Below are 19,173 nucleotides of genomic sequence, written 5' to 3'. Positions count from 1 at the left end.
TGGAAAAACACATAGAAAAGAATACTCAAACATTTATAATTATTAAAAAATTCAAAAATTGTTTTAGGAGATGTTCGCATGGTAAATCCAAACCGGCTTTGGGAAAGGCTGCAGAAGCTTAGTGCAATTGGAGCGACTGAAAATGGAGGAGTTACCCGCCTTTCTTTTACAAAAGAAGAACGAGAGGCAAAAAAATTAGTTGCTTCATTTATGAAAGAGGCTGGCCTCTCTGTCAGGGAAGATGAGGTGGGGAATCTGATTGGCAGAAGGGAAGGCATTTCTGCAGGAGCACCAGCGGTTCTAACGGGGTCGCATATTGATTCTGTTTATGACGGCGGGAATTTTGACGGGCCACTCGGAGTGATTGCCGCAATTGAGGCTGTCCAGACTTTCGAGGAGGAAGGGATTGCAACTGAGCATCCAATTGAAGTGATTGTATTTACGGATGAAGAAGGAGCTCGTTTCAGTTTTGGAATGATTGGGAGCAGGGGGCTGGCAGGTATCTTGACCCGGGAAGAACTGGAGAATCGGGATAGGCAAGGGATAAGCATTGCTGAGGCAATGGCTGAAAATGGAATGGATCCTGAAAAATACAAAGATGCTGCCCGGAAAAAAGGAGGGGACGTCAAAGCGTACATAGAAGTTCACATCGAACAAGGGAAAGTACTAGAACGCGAAGGCCTCTCCGTTGGTGTTGTTTCCGGTTTGGCTGGCCCGCTTTGGCTGAAGTTTACGGTGGACGGCGAGGCTGGGCATGCTGGCAATACGCCGATGGTAGGCAGACATGATGCTATGGTCGCTGCTTCGAAAATGATTGTGGCTATCGAAGAGGAAGTGAAAAGGATTGGCTCGACTGTCGGAACGGTGGGCCAGCTTCAAATTTTTCCAGGAGGAATTAATATCATCCCAGGCAAGGTCGAATTCTCACTAGACCTACGAGATATCAATGAAGAAACAAGGGACAAGGCTGAACAGGCAATTCTGCAAAGATCCAAAGCGATTGCCGAGGAGCATGGAGTAAGATTATCAGTTGAGGATTTGCAGCGGATTCCACCGGCTCCTTGTTCCAAGGAAATCCAACAGGCAGCAACAGAGGTACTTGAAGAAAATGGAATGCGGGCAGTAACCCTTCCAAGCGGGGCAGGACACGATGGAATGCAATTTACGAATTTTTGCCCAATAGGAATGCTTTTTGTCCGCTCAAAGGGAGGAATCAGCCATGATCCGGCAGAATGGAGTTCGAAGGAAGATTGTGCCGATGGGGCGAAAGTACTCTGCGGAACACTAAAGAAACTAGCAGTTGCAACATCTGAAGTGAAATCCAATTAAAAAAAGGAGTTGTCGTCATGGAAACAAGTGCAACATTGAATCTTAACCGACTTGCAGAAGAAATTTCAGATCAGGTGATCGAATGGAGGAGATACCTACACAGCCATCCAGAGCCATCCTTCCATGAACAAGAAACGGCTCAGTTCGTATTCGACACGCTCTCCGGCTTCGACGGACTGGTATTGTCCCGTCCAACAGAAACGAGTGTCATGGCAAGGCTGATTGGTACCCAGCCAGGAAAAGTACTGGCGATGCGGGCAGATATGGACGCCCTGCCGATTACCGAAGAAAATGATTTTGAATTTAAATCGCAAAACCCTGGTGTCATGCACGCTTGCGGCCATGATGGACATACTGCAATGCTTTTGGGTACGGCGAAGGTGCTGTCCAGCTTAAAAGACCAAATGAAAGGAGAGGTTCGTTTCCTATTCCAGCATGCGGAGGAATTGTACCCTGGCGGCGCGGAAGAAATGATTTCTGCAGGTGTCATGGACGGAGTCGACCTTATTATTGGCACACACCTCTGGGCCCCAACTCCTGTCGGCAAGGTGGGCGTTGTTTACGGACCGATGATGGCTGCTCCTGATACATTCTGGATCACTGTCAAAGGCAAGGGCGGACATGCCGCACTCCCTCACCAAACCATTGACTCCATTGCAGTCGCGGCGCAGATTGTCACAAACCTACAGCATATTGTTTCAAGAAACACGGACCCGCTGGATAATCTCGTCCTTTCTGTAACCCAGTTCCTAGGCGGGACCACTCACAATGTCATCCCGGGTTCTGTCCAGTTGTGCGGAACGGTCCGCAGCTTCGATCCGGCACTTCGTGAGTCAATGCCAGCAAAAATGGAGCGTATCATTAAAGGAATTACGGATGCCCATGAAGCAAGCTACGATTTCAAATACGAATTTGGCTACCGTCCAGTCATTAATGATGAGGAAGTAACCAAGGTGATTGAAGAAACAGTCCGCGAGGTTTTTGGTGACGAAACTCTTGACCTGATGAAGCCGAATATGGGTGGAGAAGACTTTTCAGCGTTCCAACAAAAGGCGCCTGGTTGCTTCTTCTATGTAGGAGCTGGAAATGAAGATAAAGGGATTGTATACCCGCATCACCATGAGCGTTTCACCATTGACGAAGATTCATTGGAAATTGGGGTAAAAACATTTTTGCATGCTGCCTTTAAATTTCAAAAATAACTGGAAGGCCGGCTTTTTTTGCCGGCCCAGCTTACGGAAACGTTTTTCGAAAAAAACCCGAGAAAATTCCGCGCAAAATCATAGGAGGTACTAGACAATGAAAATTCAGCACTTATTGGCCTTCATTCCGTTTATCGGGCTGTTCGGTGGCTTATCGTTCGCCAACAAAGTGACTCCTTACGTTTTAGGGATGCCATTCATTTTATTTTGGATCGTATTATGGGTTGTTCTTACCTCAGGAATCATGGCAATAGTGTACAAGCTTGACCCGGCTGCCGGGAAGGAGGAGACTGAATGAATTCTGCATTATTCATTATTTTTGCATTCCTGCTATTGTCCATTTACCTCGGTGTTCGAGCTAAGAGAGGAAAGGATATGAACCTCGAACAATGGACAGTTGGCGGCAGAGGCTTCGGTACTGTTTTCGTTTTCCTTTTAATGGCTGGCGAAATCTATACCACGTTCACTTTTCTTGGTGGAAGCGGATGGGCTTATGGAAAAGGCGGCCCGACGTTTTACATCCTCGCTTATGGATGTCTCGCATATATTATGAGCTACTGGCTTCTCCCTGCAATCTGGAAGTATTCGAAAAAAAAAAAATCTTATGTCGCAGTCCGACTTTTTTGTCAGCAAGTATAACAGCCCGTATCTCGGGGTACTTGTTTCGATTGTCGGGGTTATTGCACTAATTCCTTATCTTGTCCTCCAATTGAAGGGCCTTGGCATCATCGTTTCTGAAGCATCCTACGGTTCCATTTCGCCTACAGTCGCAATTTGGATCGGTGTTATTTCCGTAACAGTTTATGTCATGATTTCCGGTATCCATGGTTCTGCCTGGACAGCCGTCGTGAAAGATGTCATGATTCTTGGCATCGTCTTGTTCCTGGGGATCTATCTTCCTATTCACTACTACGGTGGCTTCCAACCGATGTTTGAATCAATCGAGGAAGCAAATCCAGGATTTCTTATACTGCAAGATTCTGGGATGAGTATTTCCAGGTTCATCTCGACGGTCATGCTGACTGCTCTAGGATTTTACATGTGGCCGCACACATTCGGTTCCATATATTCAGCACAGAATTCGAATGTTTTCCGTAAAAATGCAATCGTCATGCCTTTGTACCAGCTTGTCCTCCTATTTGTATTTTTTGTAGGATTCGCCGCAATTTTGCAAGTTCCTGGACTGGAGGGGGCAGAAGGGGACCTCGCACTCCTGAAATTGTCCATTCAGGCTTTTGACCCGTGGATTGTTGGGTTCATCGGCGCAGCGGGCTTACTGACGGCCATTGTCCCAGGTTCCATGATTTTAATGGCGGCATCGACATTGCTTGCTAAAAACGTGTATAAAGTTTTCGCCCCGAATACTTCGGATGAAGCGATTTCCAAGTTGGCCAAGAATTTGGTGCCGGTTGTTGCCCTAATTGCATTGGTTTTCACCTTCAATGGTGGCAATACACTCGTCACCTTGCTTTTAATGGGCTATAGCCTTGTGACCCAGCTTTTTCCGTCTCTTGTCAGCAGCTTGTTCAAAAATAATTATGTAACCAAGCAGGGCGCTTTCGCTGGAATTCTTGTAGGGGTACTAACAGTAGCCTATATCACCATTTCAGCCCAAACGGTCGGAACTATGTTCCCATCCTTGCCGCAGGCTATTAAAGACCTAAATGTCGGTATTATCGCGCTAGTGCTCAATATTATCGTTACTGTAATTGTAAGTGCAGCAACCAGAACTGCGCTCGTAACGGGAAAAAATAGATCCGAAGAAATTGCTTAAATGAAAAACCCGTACAGACCATTCCTGTACGGGTTTTTCATTGTGCAGAAAGCCATTAAGCAACTACTACATAATTAAACTGAATGCTTCCTGTCCCTTTTAAACCCGCTCAATCCTCACCGCACAAGCCTTAAACTCCGCCGTTCCTGCGAGGGGGTCGGTTGCGGAATTGGTTAACAGATTTGTGCTTACCTGGTCAGGGAAGTGAAAGGACATAAAAACGAGTCCTTTTGGTTGTTTTTTGCTGATGCTGATTTTGGTCACGATGCTTCCTCTTCTTGAGCTTATCCTTACTTGGTCGCCGTCTTGCAGTCCGTATTTGGCGGCGTCCTCGGCGTGGATCTCCAAGGTTTCTTCGGCATTTTTCCCTTTTTTATAATCTCTTGTTTGCACGCCTGTGTTATAAAATTGCAGTCTGCGCCCGGTCGTCAGCGTCAATGGAAAGTCCTCATCGGGCTCCTCGGCTGGGGGCTGGTAGTGGGTTGGCATGAACTTCGCCTTCATTCCTACTTCATCTGACCAGAGACGGCTATGGAGAAACGGGGTCCCTGGATGAGTTTCATCAGGACATGGCCATTGCAGGCCGCCTTCTTTGTCGATCCGTTCGTACGTTACACCGGCAAAATTAGGGGCGAGCTTGCGGACTTCCTCCCAAATTTCCTCTGCCGACTGGTAGTTCCAGTTCGCTCCCATTTTATTGGCGAGGTCCTGGATGATGTCATGATCATGCCGGGCGAGTCCTGGCCCTTTTAACACCGGGCGGACGCGCTGAATCCGGCGTTCGGAGTTCACGATTGTCCCATCATTTTCCGCCCAGCCTGTTGCTGGGAGGACGACATCGGCAAGCATCGCTGTTCTCGTCAATAAAATGTCCTGAACAACGAGGAAATCGAGGTTTTTGAAAATCTTTTCTATCTGGTGGCCATTGGCGTCCGATTGGACCGGATTTTCCCCTATCACATAGACAGCTTTTATTTCATTTTTCTCCATCGCCTCGAGCATCAAGGTTTGATGCTTGCCATGTTTTTCAGGAACCGGGGTGCCCCACACTTGCTCATGAAGTTTTCTTCCTTCAGGGTCATCAAAATTCCAGCCGCCAACGAGCCTGTTCGGCAGGGCGCCCATGTCACCGCCGCCTTGGACGTTGTTTTGGCCCCTCAGCGGATTCAGTCCTGAGCCATATTTGCCGATCTGCCCGGTCAACAACGCTAAATTTATTAACGCAAAGACATTTTCAGTACCATTATGATGTTCGGTAATCCCGAGCGTCCAGCAGATGGTTGCTTTATCCGCAGTTGCATAAAGTCGGGCGATCTCGCGGATATCTTCCGCAGGAATGCCGGTAACTTGCTCGGCAAATTCCGGGGTGTAGTTTTTAACTTCTTCCTTATAGTTCGCAAACTGTTCGGTTGCATGTTTAATAAATCCCTTATCGACCAAGTCCTCTTCGATAATGACATGACCCATTGCATTCGCGAGAGCAATATCCGTTCCAACACGAACTGGCAGCCATTTGTAGGCAAGTTTCGTCTGGTCAATTTGGCGAGGGTCAATGACGATCATTTTTGTGCCATTCTTTATCCCTCGGCGCATATGGTTAAAAATAATTGGGTGGCATTCTTGCGTATTGCTTCCCCAGACAAGAATCACATCAGTGTCCTCCAGTTCGTCATAAGAACCGGTGGCAGCACCCGTACCAAATACAGTCACCAGACCGGTGACGCTTGGAGCGTGTCAAGTTCGGTTGCAGCTGTCGATATTATTCGTGCCGATGACGGTACGCATGAATTTTCCCGCGAGATAATTTAATTCATTGGTGGATCTCGAGGAGCTGAAGCAGCCAAAGGCATCTGCTCCGTGGTTTTCTTTTATTTGTGAAAATTTAGTGGCTATCAGATGTAGCGCTTCCTCCCAACTGGCTGGTGTTAACTCACCATTTTTTCGGATCAGCGGCTGAGTCAGCCTCCGGTCGCTACGGAGATATCCCCAGCCGAGAGCGCCTTTCACACATGTTTCCCCATGGCTCGAAGGGTTTTCCTTATATCCTTTTACTTTGCTAATCTTGTTATCTTCTGTTTCAACGAGCAGACCGCAGCCCGTACCGCAAAAACCGCAAATTGTTTCTACTTGATCCTGCATGCCGATTTTCTACCTCCCTTAATCAATTTCTTCTACAATCCGATCTGGCCTAGTATAGACGTTCAAAGAGCTGTTGCGAATAAATCCTACCGTCGTCATTCCGAGTTCTTCGGCAAGCTCCAGCGCCATTTCGGTCGGTGCAGATTTTGATAAAACAATCTCACAGCCGATTTTGGCAACCTTTGTGACGATTTCAGAGGAGATCCGTCCGCTGAAAACAATGATTTTATCCTCCAAAGGAACTTGATAACGCAGGCAATGACCGTATATTTTATCAAGGGCATTGTGCCGTCCAATATCCAGGCGGGACAGCAGGACCCCATCTCTCGTACAAAGTGCTGCGTTGTGGACCCCGCCTGTTTCCTGAAAAACAGCTGACCGAGTTTGCATCTCTTCCATTAAACGAAAACAATCCTGATAGGTTAATTGAACATTTACCTGTTTAAAATGGTGCGATAATTTCGCATCGTTAAAAAAAACAAATCCTTGCCTGCTTTTGCCGCAGCAGGAGGTGATATACCGCTTCGAGTGAAATTTTTCATAAAAGGCGTTGGTATAATTCGTTTTCACATGCACAAATCCTTCTTTTTCCTGTGTCCATACATCATCGATATCGGTGAATTTCCTAATGACCCCTTCTGAAGCCAAAAATCCGATTACCATATCCTCGATATATTCCGCTGTGCAGACGAAAGTAGCAAACTCTTTTTCATTCAATTTGATCGTAAACGGTTTTTCCGTCGCAACAACGTCGTCCACTTTTTCAATCTTCCCATTTAGATAACGGGTAATGGTTCGGTTCGTTCTTGTCTGTGTCACGATCATTCGCCCCTCCCGTCCGCAAGCAAAACTAGCTATGCTGTTATTTCCGATTCATTTTGTTTACGAAGCTTCGCCATATCCACTCGGATTAGCAGGGAAATGATGAAGGCGGCGACGAATAACCCTGCAAAAATCGATAAGCTGCCAGCATACGAACCGGTTGTATCTTTTATATAAGCGGCGAACATCGGCCCCACGAGACCGGCCGCTGCCCATGCTGTCAAAATATAGCCATGGATGGCACCGAGCTGCTTTGTGCCAAATAAATCGCCGATATAGGCGGGGATAGACGCAAAGCCACCGCCATAGCACGTATAAATGACCGCAAGCATGACCTGGAAAAGGATGGCATTCGTTGTGTGTGGCAGCATGAAAAACAATCCAATTTGCAGGACGAAGAAAGTCGTATACGTATTCGGACGGCCTATGAAGTCAGAAATCGATGCCCAGCCAATTCGGCCAAGACCGTTAAAAATTCCAATTGCCCCGACCATCGCCGCCGCCGCCGCTGTCCCAATTCCGATCGATTCCATCGCGAGCGGTTTTGCCACCGCCAAAATCGCAATTCCGCAGGTGACATTGATAAACAGCATCAACCATAAATACCAGAACCGGGTTGTTTTTACCGCCTCGTTCGCAGTTAGCTGGGAAAGATCTGTTGCGGACTTTGCTGCACCAGACTCAATTTTTTCCTTATAGCCATTCGGCATCCAGCCCTCCGGCGGTTTCTCCAAATACAAAGACGATGCCGCCATTAAAATGAAGTAAGCGCTTCCTAAAATAAAAAATGTGCTCGCGACGCCAACGCTTTCAATCAAACTGTTCATAATGGGGCTCGAAATCGCCGCAGCAAAGCCAAAGCCCATAATCGCAAGCCCCGTAGCAAGCCCACGCCGGTCAGGGAACCATTTTACCAGCGTTGAAACCGGTGCAATATAGCCAACTCCAAGTCCGATCCCGCCTAAAACCCCATAAAACAGATAAAGGAGAATTTTGGAGCCTAACAGGACGGCAATTCCCGAACCCGCAATCCCAATTCCAAAAAAAGTAGCCGCAAGCAGCCCAGCCTTCCTCGGACCATGCTTTTCCACAAAATGACCCAAAAACGCAGCAGAAAGACCCAAAAACAAAATCGCGATACTAAAGGTAAGCGCCACTTCCGAATCCGACCAGCCAAACAAATTTTTCAGCGGGTTCGTAAAATTGCTCCAAGCATAAACAGAACCAATCGAAATATGAATCCCCACAGCCGCAGCGGCAATCAACCAACGATTTTTCTTCGTTTCAGCCATTCGAACGTTTCCCCCTTTAAAAACTTGATTACAAGCTTTTTATACTGTATGACAAAAAGTGTTACGAAATTCTGACAAGATGAAATTCAGCGCAAAAATCTCTTGACCAAATGAAAGAGAGACATTATACTGTGTGTAACCGGTTACATTAATAGAGCGTAAGGAAACGGAGCGAATAAGATTGGTTACGATGAGAGATGTGGCTAAAAGAGTGGGAGTCTCAGTGGCAACTGTATCCAGGGTGTTAAATGATAGTGGATATGTCAAAGAAGACACGCGAAAAACGGTATTAGCTGCAATCGAGGAAATGAATTTTAAACCAAACTCCGTGGCGCGCAGTTTATTTAAAAAACAATCCAAGACGATTGGACTTATTGTCCCGGATATCAATAACCCTTTTTTCCCTCAGTTGGCAAGGGCAGTGGAAGATGTGACGAGTGAAGCGGATTTTACCGTATTTCTTTGTAATAGCGATGGCAAGATTGAAAAGGAAATTCGCTATTTTGATAGGTTACAGCAAAAATATGTGGATGGAGTCTTGGTCGTATCCAATACCCTGAAACCAGAACATTTATCCCAGTACCATTTTCCGATTATTGCTTTAGATCGACCTTTGGATTCCTCGCTTCCCTATGTTACCTGCAATAATTACGAAGGTGCTCAAAAGGCAACGCGGCATTTGCTAGAGTGTGGGTGTGGGAAGATAGCTCATATCAGCGGACCTGAAAATATCGCGAATGCGAGAGATCGATTACAAGGGTATAAAGATGTTGTCAGTGAAGTTGGCTTGTATGATGAAAATTTGATTATTCCCGCGGAATACCAAATCGAATCAGCCAAGCGGGCAGCTTTTAAATTGTTAACAAACTATCCTGATATAGATGGGATTTTTGCTGGCAATGACGTAATGGCCATTGGGGTGATTAAAGCAGCTGAACTCCTCGGCTATAAAGTTCCCGAGCAGCTAAAAGTGGTTGGATTTGACGGGATTGAGTTTGGGGATATAATAACGCCAGAATTGACAACGGTTTCACAACCAGTTTATCAAATGGGTTCAACCGCAGCGGCAATGCTGCTAGATTTAATAGAAGGAAAGCCGATTCACCAGAAGGAAATTACGTTTCAAGTTGAACTACTAGTGAAACGCTCCACACAAACATAGAAAGGGGCATGTTCCATGACCAAAAAAATCACTGTCATCGGCAGTATTAATATGGATTTAGTCACCCAGACGGATATTGTTCCAAACATGGGAGAGACCGTACTCGGTCAACAATTTTTCACTATTCCTGGGGGCAAAGGGGCGAATCAGGCTGTCGCCGCTGCAAAAATGGGAGCAGAAGTCCATATGATCGGATTAGTGGGGGACGATGCTTTTGGGCACGAGTATATCGATTATTTGCGCAAACAGCAAATTGATGTAAGTAATGTGAAACCGGTTACACATGGAAGAACAGGTGTCGCTACCATCGTTTTATCGGGTGGTGATAACTCCATTATTGTTGTCCCGGGTGCTAATAACATGGTTACACCGGAACTTGTTAACAGCATGGAAGGGAAAATAGCAGCAAGTGATCTACTATTGTTGCAACTGGAAATTCCGATAGAGTCCGTAGAAATGGCCGTTCAAATTGCAAAAAAACACGAGAAGCAGATAATCCTTAACCCGGCGCCTTTTCAGCCTCTCCGAGAAGAATTGATTGAGAATGTCGACTATATAACACCAAATGAATATGAAGCAGAACTCTTGCTGGCGTCTGTAAAGGACCCCATTGCACTAAGAGAAAAATTGATCATAACCAAAGGCTCAAAAGGAGTCACCTTTTACGAAAAAGGACTAGAATGCCAACAAGACAGCTTCAAAGTTGAGACAGTCGATACCACAGGTGCAGGCGATACATTTAATGGAGCATTTGCCGTCGCAATCCTCGAGGGGAAAACGATCACAGAAGCTAGCAAAATCGCAGCAGCAGCCGGCGCCCTATCCGTTACAAAACTAGGAGCACAATCAGGAATGCCAACAAGGACAGAAGTAGAAGAATTTTTGCGGAAAAGGAAGGGGGATTCAGCATGAAAAAGCAAGGAATTCTGAACAGTCATATAGCAGAAGTCCTCGCTAACTTGGGACATACAGATACTATTGTGATCGCGGATTGCGGTTTGCCTGTTCCTGATGGTGTGAAAAAAATTGATATCTCTCTGAAAATTGGGATGCCTGGGTTTATCGAAACGCTTGATGCCATTCTTGAAGACATGGAGGTTGAACAAGTCACTATTGCTGAAGAAATTCAAGAGAACAATCCTAAAGTGCTGACTTTCATTGAAAAGAAGTTTAGTAAAGGTCAGATTCAGGCGGTAACTCATGAAGAATTCAAGAAGAAAACAGGACAAGCAAAAGCGGTGATCCGAACGGGAGAAGCAACGCCATATGCAAACATCATTTTGCATGCAGGGGTGATTTTTTAATGGAGTTCATTAAAATGAAAGGGATTACAAAATCGTTTGGCCCGGTTCAGGTTTTGAATAAGGTCGATTTTGCACTTGAAAAAGGTGAGATTCATGCACTGATGGGTGAGAATGGGGCTGGGAAATCCACGCTCATGAAAATTTTGACTGGCATTTACCAAAAAGATGAAGGTGCCATTGAAGTAAAAGGAAACCTGGTCAATTTTAAGTCTGCCAAGGAAGCGGAGCTATCTGGAATTACCGTGATCCACCAGGAGCTTAACATTATTCCTTATCTGACAGTAGCCGAGAATATGTTTCTCGGAAAGGAATTGACACATGGAAAGACTGGGTTGATAAAAACGAGAGAAATGAAACGTAAAACGAGGGATTATCTTGAAAGGCTGGGAGTGGGACTCGACCCAGATCAAGAAGCAGGGAGTCTGTCTGTAGGCCAGCAGCAAATGATTGAAATCGCGAGGGCTGTGGCCACAAATTCTGAAGTTCTAATAATGGATGAGCCTACGGCGGCACTAACTGACCGTGAGATTGAAGTTCTTTTCGAGGTAATGAACAAGCTTAGGGAGCAGGGAGTAGGCATTGTCTATATCTCTCATAGAATGGAAGAAATATTCACGATGTGTGACCGGATCACGGTCTTACGTGACGGCCAATCCGTCGGCACAAAGCAGATTAAAGAAACGAATTTTGAAGAAATCGTTAAAATGATGGTTGGGAGAGAACTTGGCGAGCGCTTTCCTCCAAGAATCGCCAAGCCTGGCGAAGAACGAATTCGAGTGGAAAATTTTACGGCAGCGAATGCATTTTATGATATTTCCTTTTCTGTAAAAAGCGGAGAAATTTTGGGGGTCGCTGGACTTATGGGGGCCGGCAGGACGGAAATCATGGAAGCGATATTTGGAAAAAGGTCGATTAAATCCGGCAGAATTTTTTTAGATGGCAAGGAAGTCAAAATAAAACGTCCTTATGATGCGATAAAAGCTGGCATCGGCTTTATAACAGAAGACCGAAAAGATGAAGGCCTGGTTCTCAGTCTGAGTGTCCGTGAGAATTTGGTTTTGACTAATTTGCAGAGATTTTCCAACAGAGGAATTACAGCTGACAAAAAAGAGGCAGATTATGTAAAGGCAATGATTGAGAAGCTTAAAATCAAAACATCTGGTGGAGAGCAGGCCGTCAAGTCTTTAAGCGGGGGAAATCAGCAGAAAGTAGTCATCGGCAAATGGCTTGGCATCGATCCACAGATTCTGATTTTGGATGAACCGACACGCGGAGTGGATGTAGGAGCTAAAAAGGAAATTTACACAATCATGAATCAACTTACAGAAAAAGGGGTTGCCATCATCATGGTATCATCTGAACTGCCTGAAATTCTTGGTATGAGTGACCGAATCATGGTGATCCATGAAGGAAAACTGACTGGAATGCTAAACAGGGAAGAAGCTGATCAGGAAAAAATCATGCAGGCCGCCACAGGAGGGAAAACTCATGAAAAAATATAATGTTTTTCAAAAGCTTGGACCACTAATTGGACTTATTTTAATCTCTATTATTCTATCAGTCATGAGCTCAGACTTTTTGACTGTGAATAATATATTTAATGTCTTGCGCCAGGTTTCTATTAATGCCTTGATTGCATTTGGAATGACATTTGTTATTTTGACCGGTGGAATTGATTTATCGGTGGGCTCGATTCTCGCATTGTCTTCAGCTTTGACAGCAGGCATGCTGGCAGGAGGAATTGATCCAATTCTCGCGTTACTGATTGGCCTTATATCTGGTGCAGCTATGGGTGCGGCAAACGGTCTGATCATTACCAAAGGAAAAGTTGCTCCGTTCATTGCAACACTGGCAACGATGACAATCTACCGAGGATTCACTCTTGTTTATACAGAGGGTCGTCCAATTACTGGACTTTCTGATGCTGTAACTTTCCAAATGCTTGGAAAAGGTTATTTTTTAGGAATTCCATTTCCGGTCATCACGATGCTGATCGCGTATGCAATTTTATATTTTATCCTTAAAAAGACGACATTTGGCCGTGGGGTATACGCAATTGGCGGAAACGAAGAAGCTTCTCTATTATCTGGGTTAAGGGTCGACCGCATTAAAATCGGTGTCTATTCCCTTACTGGATTGCTTGCGGCTCTCGCAGGTACAGTTTTAACCTCAAGATTGAATTCAGCACAGCCGACTGCTGGTGTATCCTATGAACTCGATGCAATCGCTGCAGTTGTTTTAGGTGGTACCAGCCTTTCAGGAGGCAGAGGCTGGATTTTTGGAACCCTAGCCGGTGCTTTGATTATTGGAGTATTGAATAACGGCTTAAACTTGCTTAATGTATCTTCTTTTTACCAGCAAGTTGTAAAGGGTGGAGTTATTTTGCTAGCAGTATTGTTAGACCGCAAAAAAGCGGCTTAATAATAAAAAAATTTAGGAGGAATAAGAAATGAAAAGTCTATTTAAAGGTTTATTTCTTGCATTAATAGCTTCAGTGTTCATGGCTGGCTGCTCACTTGACCAAACAAGCAAAGGCTCTGATGAAAGCAGCAAAAACTCGGGGCCTACAACAGATGAAAAGGTAAAAATCGGACTTTCCATCTCCACGTTAAACAACCCGTTCTTTGTTACGTTAAAAGAAGGAGCAGAGAAGAAAGCGAAAGAAGAAGGAATTGACATAACGACTGTAGATGCTCAAAACGATCCCGCAAAACAAGTAAGTGATGTGGAAGACTTAATTCAAAAAGGTATTGATGTTCTGTTGATCAATCCAACCGATTCAGCGGCAATTACGGCAGCAATCGAGTCAGCAAATAATGCAGGTATCCCGGTTATTACAGTTGACAGAAGTGCAGAAGGCGGCGAAGTAGTTGCTCATATTGCATCTGACAACACAGCTGGTGGTAAGATGGCTGGAGAATATCTGGCTGAAGCGCTAGGTGGATCAGGAAAAGTAATTGAATTAGAAGGGATCCCAGGTTCCTCCGCAGCACGTGAGCGTGGCAAGGGTTTCAATGAAGCAATTGCAACAGCAAGCGGAATTGAAGTAGTAGCAAAACAACCAGCAAATTTTGACCGTTCACAAGGACTTTCTGTCATGGAAAACCTCCTGCAAAGCAACAAAGATATCCAAGCTGTATTCGCTCATAATGATGAAATGGCACTTGGCGCAGTAGAAGCATTGAAAGCTGCCGGTCTTGAAAACGTCATCGTTGTTGGATTCGATGCAACAGACGATGCAGTAAAAGCTGTCGAAGAAGGCACAATGGCCGCAACTGTAGCCCAAAAGCCAGATTTGATCGGACAACAGGCCGTTGACACAGCAATCCAAGTAAAAAAAGGTACCAAAGTAGAAAAATTCATCCCCGTTGAACTTGAATTAATCAAGAAGTAAGGAAATGAGGATAGGAAAAAAGAAGTGTAAGGCATTCGCCTTCACTTCTTTTTTCCCTCCAGGGGGGGTCTGACCCCCAGTCAATTAACGCAGTAAAGCGCTGGGGGCCAGACCCCGTTCTATGTGTCTTAGCTTATTGGGTCATGATTCGAATGAGGTCGTATTGGTAATAGCGTCTGTTTCTTTTGCGATTGTCACCGAAGATCATGCCTAGTTCGACTAGTTGGGCTAGGCTCTTTCGGATGGTTGCAGGCGCCAATTCTGTCGTTTGTTCTAATTGATGCACGGTTGCAATTGGATGGGTAAACAGGGCCCCCCATACTTTTTTAGTAGATGGTTGCTGAAGTTTTCCCATTCCTTGATGATAGAGTCTTTCTGCTTGATCCAATTTTTCATAATGGTGTTCGGACATTCTGATGGTTGCGTCGAGGAAGAAGTGAATCCAACTTTTCCAATCAGGTTCCTTTTTGTCAATTCCACGAACACCATTTAACATCGCATAATATCGAAACTTCTCGCGTTCAAGTTCTTCACTTAAGAAAAAGAAGGGAGAATCAATTCGTTTCGTTTGAAGCAAGTAAAGAACAATCAAAATCCTGCCGAGTCGGCCATTGCCGTCAAGGAAGGGATGGATGGATTCGAACTGGGCATGGATGATGGCCGCTTTGATCAATGGATGAATGGTATCAATGTCTTCTTCAAGATAAGGGTGACCATTTATATACCTTTCAAGGTTTGTCATATATTGGCCCATCAACTGCGGCTCTGGTGGAACATAAGATGCGTCCTTCAATTCATTAGTGGGTCCGATAAAATTTTGAATTTTGCGATACTCACCAGCGGCACTTGTTGCACCCCTAGCATTTTCCATCAAGAGTTGATGTAAATTACGGATAAGCCGCTCTGTAAGTGGGTAGCCGATTTGGATGGTTTCGACGCCAACTTTTAAGGCCTGCTGATAATTTCGCACTTCAACCTTTTCCCAATCCTGCTGCTCATCAATTTTATCTTCCAGCATCTCACTGAAAGTTATTTGTGTACCCTCGATACGGGTAGATTGAACGGACTCGTGGAGAGTCAAAAAAATATTGTAAGGAGAAATGACCGTAAAAGGAAAATGTGAATGAGATCATCACGACTACTCAAGATCCATTCCAAAAAGAAAAATCGGGAGCAACTTTTAGGCAAGCTGGTACTTTTGTGCCCCTTTTGGAAAAGTGGATGAAAAACAATAAGGAATTATATTGCAAACCAATTTACTGATGAAAAGAGTGATATATTCTCGATTGAAGAATGAGTCTATTCAAAATTTAGTTTGCATAAGCAAAAGGTCTTACAAAGACTTCAGTCTTAGCGAACAACTTTAGTCATAGCAATTATAACCACTTGCTTTAACAGGTGGTCGTTTAAGGATGGGAAAACGTTCCATCAGTTTCTGTCCCAATGTCCCGTTCTCATCCCCATTTTTTCAGTTTTTTAACAATTGTTGAATGGTCGACTCCGAGATTTTCTGCGGCTTTTCGAATGGAGCTGTGTTTTTGCAAGGCATCGAGGATAAGTCTCTTTTCATATTGTTCGACTCTCTGCTTTAGATTTAGGGATGTATCGGGTGATGCAAACTTATGAAAATGCGGTGGAAGGTCTTCGGGATCTATTTTAAAGGATGGAACAGACACCACCATGCTTTCAGCAAGATTTTTTAGTTCTCTTACATTCCCCGGCCAATGGTAGCTTTGCAGTATGGCCTTCGTCTCATCGGATAATAACTTCTCAATATTATAGAGTCGGCAAAAATGGGTAAAGAAGTGTTCCACCAGGACTTCTATATCTTCTGGCCGTTCTCTTAAAGGTGGTATGTTTAATTCAACTACCTGGAGACGATAGTATAAGTCTTCTCTGAATCTACCTTGCTCCACCAATTCTTTTAAATCTCTGTTGGTTGCAGAAATTATCCTGATATTTAATTGTTTTATCTTACTGCTTCCCACTCGCTGAATTTGTTTTTCCTGCAGTACCCTTAAGAGTTTTACCTGCAATGATAATGGCAATTCACCTACCTCGTCTAAAAGGACAGTACCATGGTCAGCGAGCTCTAGTAAACCAATTTTCCCCTCAAGTCTTGCACCAGTAAAAGCACCTTTTTCATAACCAAAAAGCTCTGATTCTAAAAGATGTTCTGGTATGGCACCACAGTTTATCTTTATGAACGGCTTGTCCTTCCGGTTGCTTTCATGATGGATTAAATTTGCAATTACCTCTTTACCAGTACCAGAAGGGCCAGCAAGAAGAATACTAGTCGGAAAAGCTGCCACCTGTCTGACTTTGGAAATAATTCCTTTCATTTCCCTGCTAGTAAATACAATTCTCTCATCTATTCCTTGCATCGAATACGAATAGCGGTTCTGGCTGATTTCAGAAAAGCTTTTTGCTTTTTTTAATTCTTTCTTTAGTTCATTCAGTTGGGTTATGTCACGGACACTCGTTACGACCATTTGAATATCCCCCGATGCATCAAACACCGGGCTCCCTGTTACAATGACTTCCTTTCTTCCGCCAATATTCTGGAGGATTGAAATTTGCTTTTTCTTCTCTAAGACGAGCAAAGAAACGGATTTGTCAAAATAACCTTTTTCCATCAAATTTGCCATATGATTTCCTATTAGTTCTTCTCTCTGGAACCCGGTGATGTTTTCGTAAGCTGAGTTCACCAATAATGTTTCTCCATCTTTATTGACAACATAGATTCCATCTGTAGAAAACTCGATTATACTCTCCATATTCTTTAATATAGACAGGTAATGCTCCATCTGGGAAATATCCTGAATGACACTCACAACACCAATCAATTGACCATCCTGGTACATGGGTGTTCTGTTTACCATGCAAGGAACACCATTTATATTCATTTTAACACCAATCGTACTTTCGCCACTCTCAAGTACTTTTTGCACCTCTGTATTGGGCACAAACTTGTGAATTTTTTCCCCGGCATATTCATTCTCCTGAATCTTAAGTAGCTTCTGGGCAGAAGCATTCATAAGCATAACGTTGGTATCCTGGTCGACTACAATGATTCCATTCCGCATAGATGAAAAAATAACTTCTGGTTCAATCATCACTGACATACCCATTTACTCATCTCCTAGATTAATAGTGAGAATCATCACCAGCTGGTGAATTTTATCACCATATATATTAAGCAATTTTAGGCTAATTACGGTGATGTATATCACCATTATTATATTTCATTTAATTGAATTTTACGAATAAATAAGCGTTTATTTGTTTGGCATAAATCTTGCAATAAATATAAGCAGGAGGTGTAGTATGGAAAAAAAAGGATTGTTTATTAATGGGAAGTATGAAATTAAAGAGAGTACTTATGTACTGCTGTCACCTTACAGCGGAGAAACTCTAGCACAAATTAGTAAGGCTAACAAGGACGATGTAAAGCGAGCGATTGATGGAGCGGAATCTACCTATCATGTATTTAAGAGTATGCCAGCACATAAACGCTCCGAAATTCTTTTTAATGTGGTAAAAATTCTAAATGAACGCAAGGAGGAGATGGCAAAAGTTATTGCAAAGGAGGCTGGGAAACCTATCCGTACAGCACGAGGTGAAATAGAGAGAACCGTTGTTACGTATCAATTTGCTGCAGAAGAAGCCAAGCGGATATATGGCGAAACAATACCTATGGATGCAGCCCCTGGCGGAGAGAATCGGGTAGGTTTTACATGGAGAGAGCCATTAGGTGTCGTCGTAGCAATAAGTCCATTTAACTTTCCGTTTAATCTTGTTGCCCACAAGCTTGGACCAGCATTTGCTGCAGGAAATACTGTAGTGCTAAAGCCTGCTGAACAGACACCACTCAGTGCCCTGTTGATCGCTGAAATTTTTCAAAAGGCTGGTCTTCCTGATGGAGCACTTCAAGTCGTTACAGGAAGTGGCAGTGAATTAAGTGACTCTTTGATTCAAGACAGCAGAATCAAAAAAGTAACCTTTACTGGCAGTGCAAAGGTAGGAAAGTTGATCAAAGAAAAAGCCGGTTTGCGTAAAGTGACACTTGAACTCGGATCAAACTCTGGGTTAATAATTGAACCGGACATTCCTTTGGAAAAAATCATAAAGAGATGTGTAGAAGGTGCTTTTGCGTTTTCCGGGCAGGTTTGCATATCTTTACAACGCATATATGTACATGAAGATATTTATGATGATTTTTGTAAGCGTTTTATCGAAGAAGCAAAGAATCTGAAAGTTGGAGATCCGCTTGAAGACACGACTGATATCAGTGCCATGATCAGCGGGCGTGAAGTCGACCGAATCGAATCCTGGATAACTGAAGCCAAAAAACAAGGTGCCGAGGTAGGATTGGGGGGAGTAAGAGAAGGAACTATTTTCCCGCCAACTGTCCTTACAAAGGTAACAAATGATATGGCCGTATCTTGCCAAGAAACATTTGCACCTGTGGTTTCGATTGTTCCATACAGTAAGCTTGATGAAGCAATTGAAATTGTCAACGATTCTGTATACGGCCTGAATGTCGGTATTTACACGCAAAATATATCCAATGCCTTTCATGCTGCGAGACAACTTCATTCAGGAGGAGTGATTATCAATGATATTCCGACCTTCAGGCTGGACCACATGCCATATGGTGGAGTTAAAGAGAGTGGATATGGTCGTGAAGGAATAAAGTATGCTGTTGAAGAAATGACTGAACTAAAATTCGTTACGATTAAAACCGTACTGTAG

General features: G+C 44.1%; 15 protein-coding genes and 2 pseudogenes. 11 read left to right on the top strand and 6 right to left on the bottom strand.

Annotation, left to right across the window (positions count from 1 at the left end):
* Nucleotides 1-78 precede the first annotated feature (78 nt).
* The 4 genes and pseudogenes from J2S25_RS02095 (at nucleotide 79) to J2S25_RS02080 (ending at nucleotide 4,305) form a co-directional block, all read left to right on the top strand.
* Nucleotides 79-1,329, top strand: a complete 1,251-nt coding sequence (locus J2S25_RS02095; protein ID WP_307191104.1) for a Zn-dependent hydrolase — start codon at nucleotides 79-81, stop codon at nucleotides 1,327-1,329.
* A 17-nt stretch (nucleotides 1,330-1,346) separates the two neighbouring features.
* Nucleotides 1,347-2,531, top strand: coding sequence for a M20 family metallopeptidase (locus tag J2S25_RS02090; RefSeq protein ID WP_307191103.1), 1,185 nt, complete (start codon nucleotides 1,347-1,349; stop codon nucleotides 2,529-2,531).
* Nucleotides 2,532-2,628: 97 nt separating this feature from the next.
* Complete coding sequence (locus J2S25_RS02085) at nucleotides 2,629-2,829, top strand: DUF3311 domain-containing protein (RefSeq protein WP_307191102.1); 201 nt, start codon at nucleotides 2,629-2,631, stop codon at nucleotides 2,827-2,829.
* A pseudogene (locus tag J2S25_RS02080) lies at nucleotides 2,826-4,305 on the top strand (sodium:solute symporter family protein). Before J2S25_RS02085 ends, J2S25_RS02080 begins: the two are co-directional and overlap by 4 nt.
* A gap of 99 nt (nucleotides 4,306-4,404) precedes the next feature.
* Here the strand turns inward: J2S25_RS02080 and fdhF are convergent.
* The 4 genes and pseudogenes from fdhF to J2S25_RS02060 all read right to left on the bottom strand — a co-directional run bounded on the left by fdhF (nucleotide 4,405) and on the right by J2S25_RS02060 (nucleotide 8,558).
* Nucleotides 4,405-6,312: a formate dehydrogenase subunit alpha gene (gene fdhF / locus J2S25_RS20015; protein ID WP_336623591.1), complete on the bottom strand. Its 1,908-nt coding sequence runs from the start codon at nucleotides 6,310-6,312 to the stop codon at nucleotides 4,405-4,407.
* Nucleotides 6,295-6,444, bottom strand: a pseudogene (locus J2S25_RS20010) (hypothetical protein); the annotation flags it as partial. The pseudogene J2S25_RS20010 and the gene fdhF, both read right to left, overlap by 18 nt.
* An 18-nt stretch (nucleotides 6,445-6,462) precedes the next feature.
* Nucleotides 6,463-7,263: a formate dehydrogenase accessory sulfurtransferase FdhD gene (gene fdhD, locus J2S25_RS02065; protein WP_439117479.1), complete on the bottom strand. Its 801-nt coding sequence runs from the start codon at nucleotides 7,261-7,263 to the stop codon at nucleotides 6,463-6,465.
* Between the two features lie 35 nt (nucleotides 7,264-7,298).
* Nucleotides 7,299-8,558, bottom strand: a complete 1,260-nt coding sequence (locus J2S25_RS02060; RefSeq protein ID WP_307191100.1) for an L-lactate MFS transporter — start codon at nucleotides 8,556-8,558, stop codon at nucleotides 7,299-7,301.
* A 181-nt stretch (nucleotides 8,559-8,739) separates the two neighbouring features.
* On the opposite strand from J2S25_RS02060, the gene J2S25_RS02055 reads away from it, so the two are divergent.
* Genes J2S25_RS02055 through rbsB form a run of 6 tightly spaced genes read left to right on the top strand, consistent with a single transcriptional unit; the run spans nucleotide 8,740 to nucleotide 14,418 of the window.
* The gene (locus J2S25_RS02055) at nucleotides 8,740-9,720 is read left to right on the top strand and encodes a LacI family DNA-binding transcriptional regulator (protein WP_044392703.1); all 981 of its coding nucleotides are present in this window, start codon (nucleotides 8,740-8,742) and stop codon (nucleotides 9,718-9,720) included.
* Between the two features lie 15 nt (nucleotides 9,721-9,735).
* Nucleotides 9,736-10,632: a ribokinase gene (gene rbsK, locus J2S25_RS02050; RefSeq protein WP_307191099.1), complete on the top strand. Its 897-nt coding sequence runs from the start codon at nucleotides 9,736-9,738 to the stop codon at nucleotides 10,630-10,632.
* A complete protein-coding gene (gene rbsD / locus J2S25_RS02045; protein ID WP_307191098.1) occupies nucleotides 10,629-11,024 on the top strand; it encodes a D-ribose pyranase in 396 nt (131 codons plus the stop codon). Before rbsK ends, rbsD begins: the two co-directional genes overlap by 4 nt.
* The gene (locus tag J2S25_RS02040) at nucleotides 11,024-12,526 is read left to right on the top strand and encodes a sugar ABC transporter ATP-binding protein (RefSeq protein ID WP_044391002.1); all 1,503 of its coding nucleotides are present in this window, start codon (nucleotides 11,024-11,026) and stop codon (nucleotides 12,524-12,526) included. The genes rbsD and J2S25_RS02040 overlap by 1 nt, the downstream gene beginning before the upstream one ends.
* Complete coding sequence (locus J2S25_RS02035; protein WP_307191097.1) at nucleotides 12,513-13,445, top strand: ABC transporter permease subunit; 933 nt, start codon at nucleotides 12,513-12,515, stop codon at nucleotides 13,443-13,445. Before J2S25_RS02040 ends, J2S25_RS02035 begins: the two co-directional genes overlap by 14 nt.
* Nucleotides 13,446-13,473: 28 nt before the next feature.
* On the top strand, nucleotides 13,474-14,418 hold the full coding sequence (rbsB, locus tag J2S25_RS02030) for a ribose ABC transporter substrate-binding protein RbsB (RefSeq protein WP_307191096.1): 945 nt from the start codon (nucleotides 13,474-13,476) through the stop codon (nucleotides 14,416-14,418).
* A 133-nt stretch (nucleotides 14,419-14,551) separates the two neighbouring features.
* Here rbsB and J2S25_RS02025 read toward each other — a convergent pair whose 3' ends face one another.
* Together J2S25_RS02025 and J2S25_RS02020 are read right to left on the bottom strand one after the other, a co-directional pair.
* Nucleotides 14,552-15,499, bottom strand: a complete 948-nt coding sequence (locus tag J2S25_RS02025; RefSeq protein WP_307191095.1) for a Fic family protein — start codon at nucleotides 15,497-15,499, stop codon at nucleotides 14,552-14,554.
* A gap of 373 nt (nucleotides 15,500-15,872) precedes the next feature.
* Nucleotides 15,873-17,549 (bottom strand): sigma-54 interaction domain-containing protein, encoded by a 1,677-nt coding sequence (locus J2S25_RS02020; RefSeq protein ID WP_431305957.1) that lies wholly within the window; start codon nucleotides 17,547-17,549, stop codon nucleotides 15,873-15,875.
* Nucleotides 17,550-17,745: 196 nt separating this feature from the next.
* Between J2S25_RS02020 and J2S25_RS02015 the strand changes: the two genes are divergently transcribed.
* Entirely contained in the window at nucleotides 17,746-19,173 is a 1,428-nt protein-coding gene (locus J2S25_RS02015) for an aldehyde dehydrogenase family protein (protein WP_044391007.1), read from the top strand.

It is taken from the genome of Mesobacillus stamsii (assembly GCF_030814065.1).
GTDB lineage: Bacteria > Bacillota > Bacilli > Bacillales > Cytobacillaceae > Mesobacillus > Mesobacillus stamsii.
The sequence above is the reverse complement of the archived record's forward strand: the minus strand, read 5'-3'. Positions and strand labels throughout refer to the sequence as shown.

What these genes read in the sequence shown, in the direction of transcription:
- J2S25_RS02020 (WP_431305957.1), bottom strand. Translation starts at nt 17,549, where the DNA reads ATGGGTATGTCAGTGATGATTGAACCAGAAGTTATTTTTTCATCTATG.
- J2S25_RS02035 (WP_307191097.1), top strand. Translation starts at nt 12,513, where the DNA reads ATGAAAAAATATAATGTTTTTCAAAAGCTTGGACCACTAATTGGACTT.
- rbsB (WP_307191096.1), top strand. Translation starts at nt 13,474, where the DNA reads ATGAAAAGTCTATTTAAAGGTTTATTTCTTGCATTAATAGCTTCAGTG.
- rbsK (WP_307191099.1), top strand. Translation starts at nt 9,736, where the DNA reads ATGACCAAAAAAATCACTGTCATCGGCAGTATTAATATGGATTTAGTC.
- rbsD (WP_307191098.1), top strand. Translation starts at nt 10,629, where the DNA reads ATGAAAAAGCAAGGAATTCTGAACAGTCATATAGCAGAAGTCCTCGCT.
- J2S25_RS02085 (WP_307191102.1), top strand. Translation starts at nt 2,629, where the DNA reads ATGAAAATTCAGCACTTATTGGCCTTCATTCCGTTTATCGGGCTGTTC.
- J2S25_RS02040 (WP_044391002.1), top strand. Translation starts at nt 11,024, where the DNA reads ATGGAGTTCATTAAAATGAAAGGGATTACAAAATCGTTTGGCCCGGTT.
- J2S25_RS02095 (WP_307191104.1), top strand. Translation starts at nt 79, where the DNA reads ATGGTAAATCCAAACCGGCTTTGGGAAAGGCTGCAGAAGCTTAGTGCA.
- J2S25_RS02090 (WP_307191103.1), top strand. Translation starts at nt 1,347, where the DNA reads ATGGAAACAAGTGCAACATTGAATCTTAACCGACTTGCAGAAGAAATT.
- J2S25_RS02015 (WP_044391007.1), top strand. Translation starts at nt 17,746, where the DNA reads ATGGAAAAAAAAGGATTGTTTATTAATGGGAAGTATGAAATTAAAGAG.
- J2S25_RS02060 (WP_307191100.1), bottom strand. Translation starts at nt 8,558, where the DNA reads ATGGCTGAAACGAAGAAAAATCGTTGGTTGATTGCCGCTGCGGCTGTG.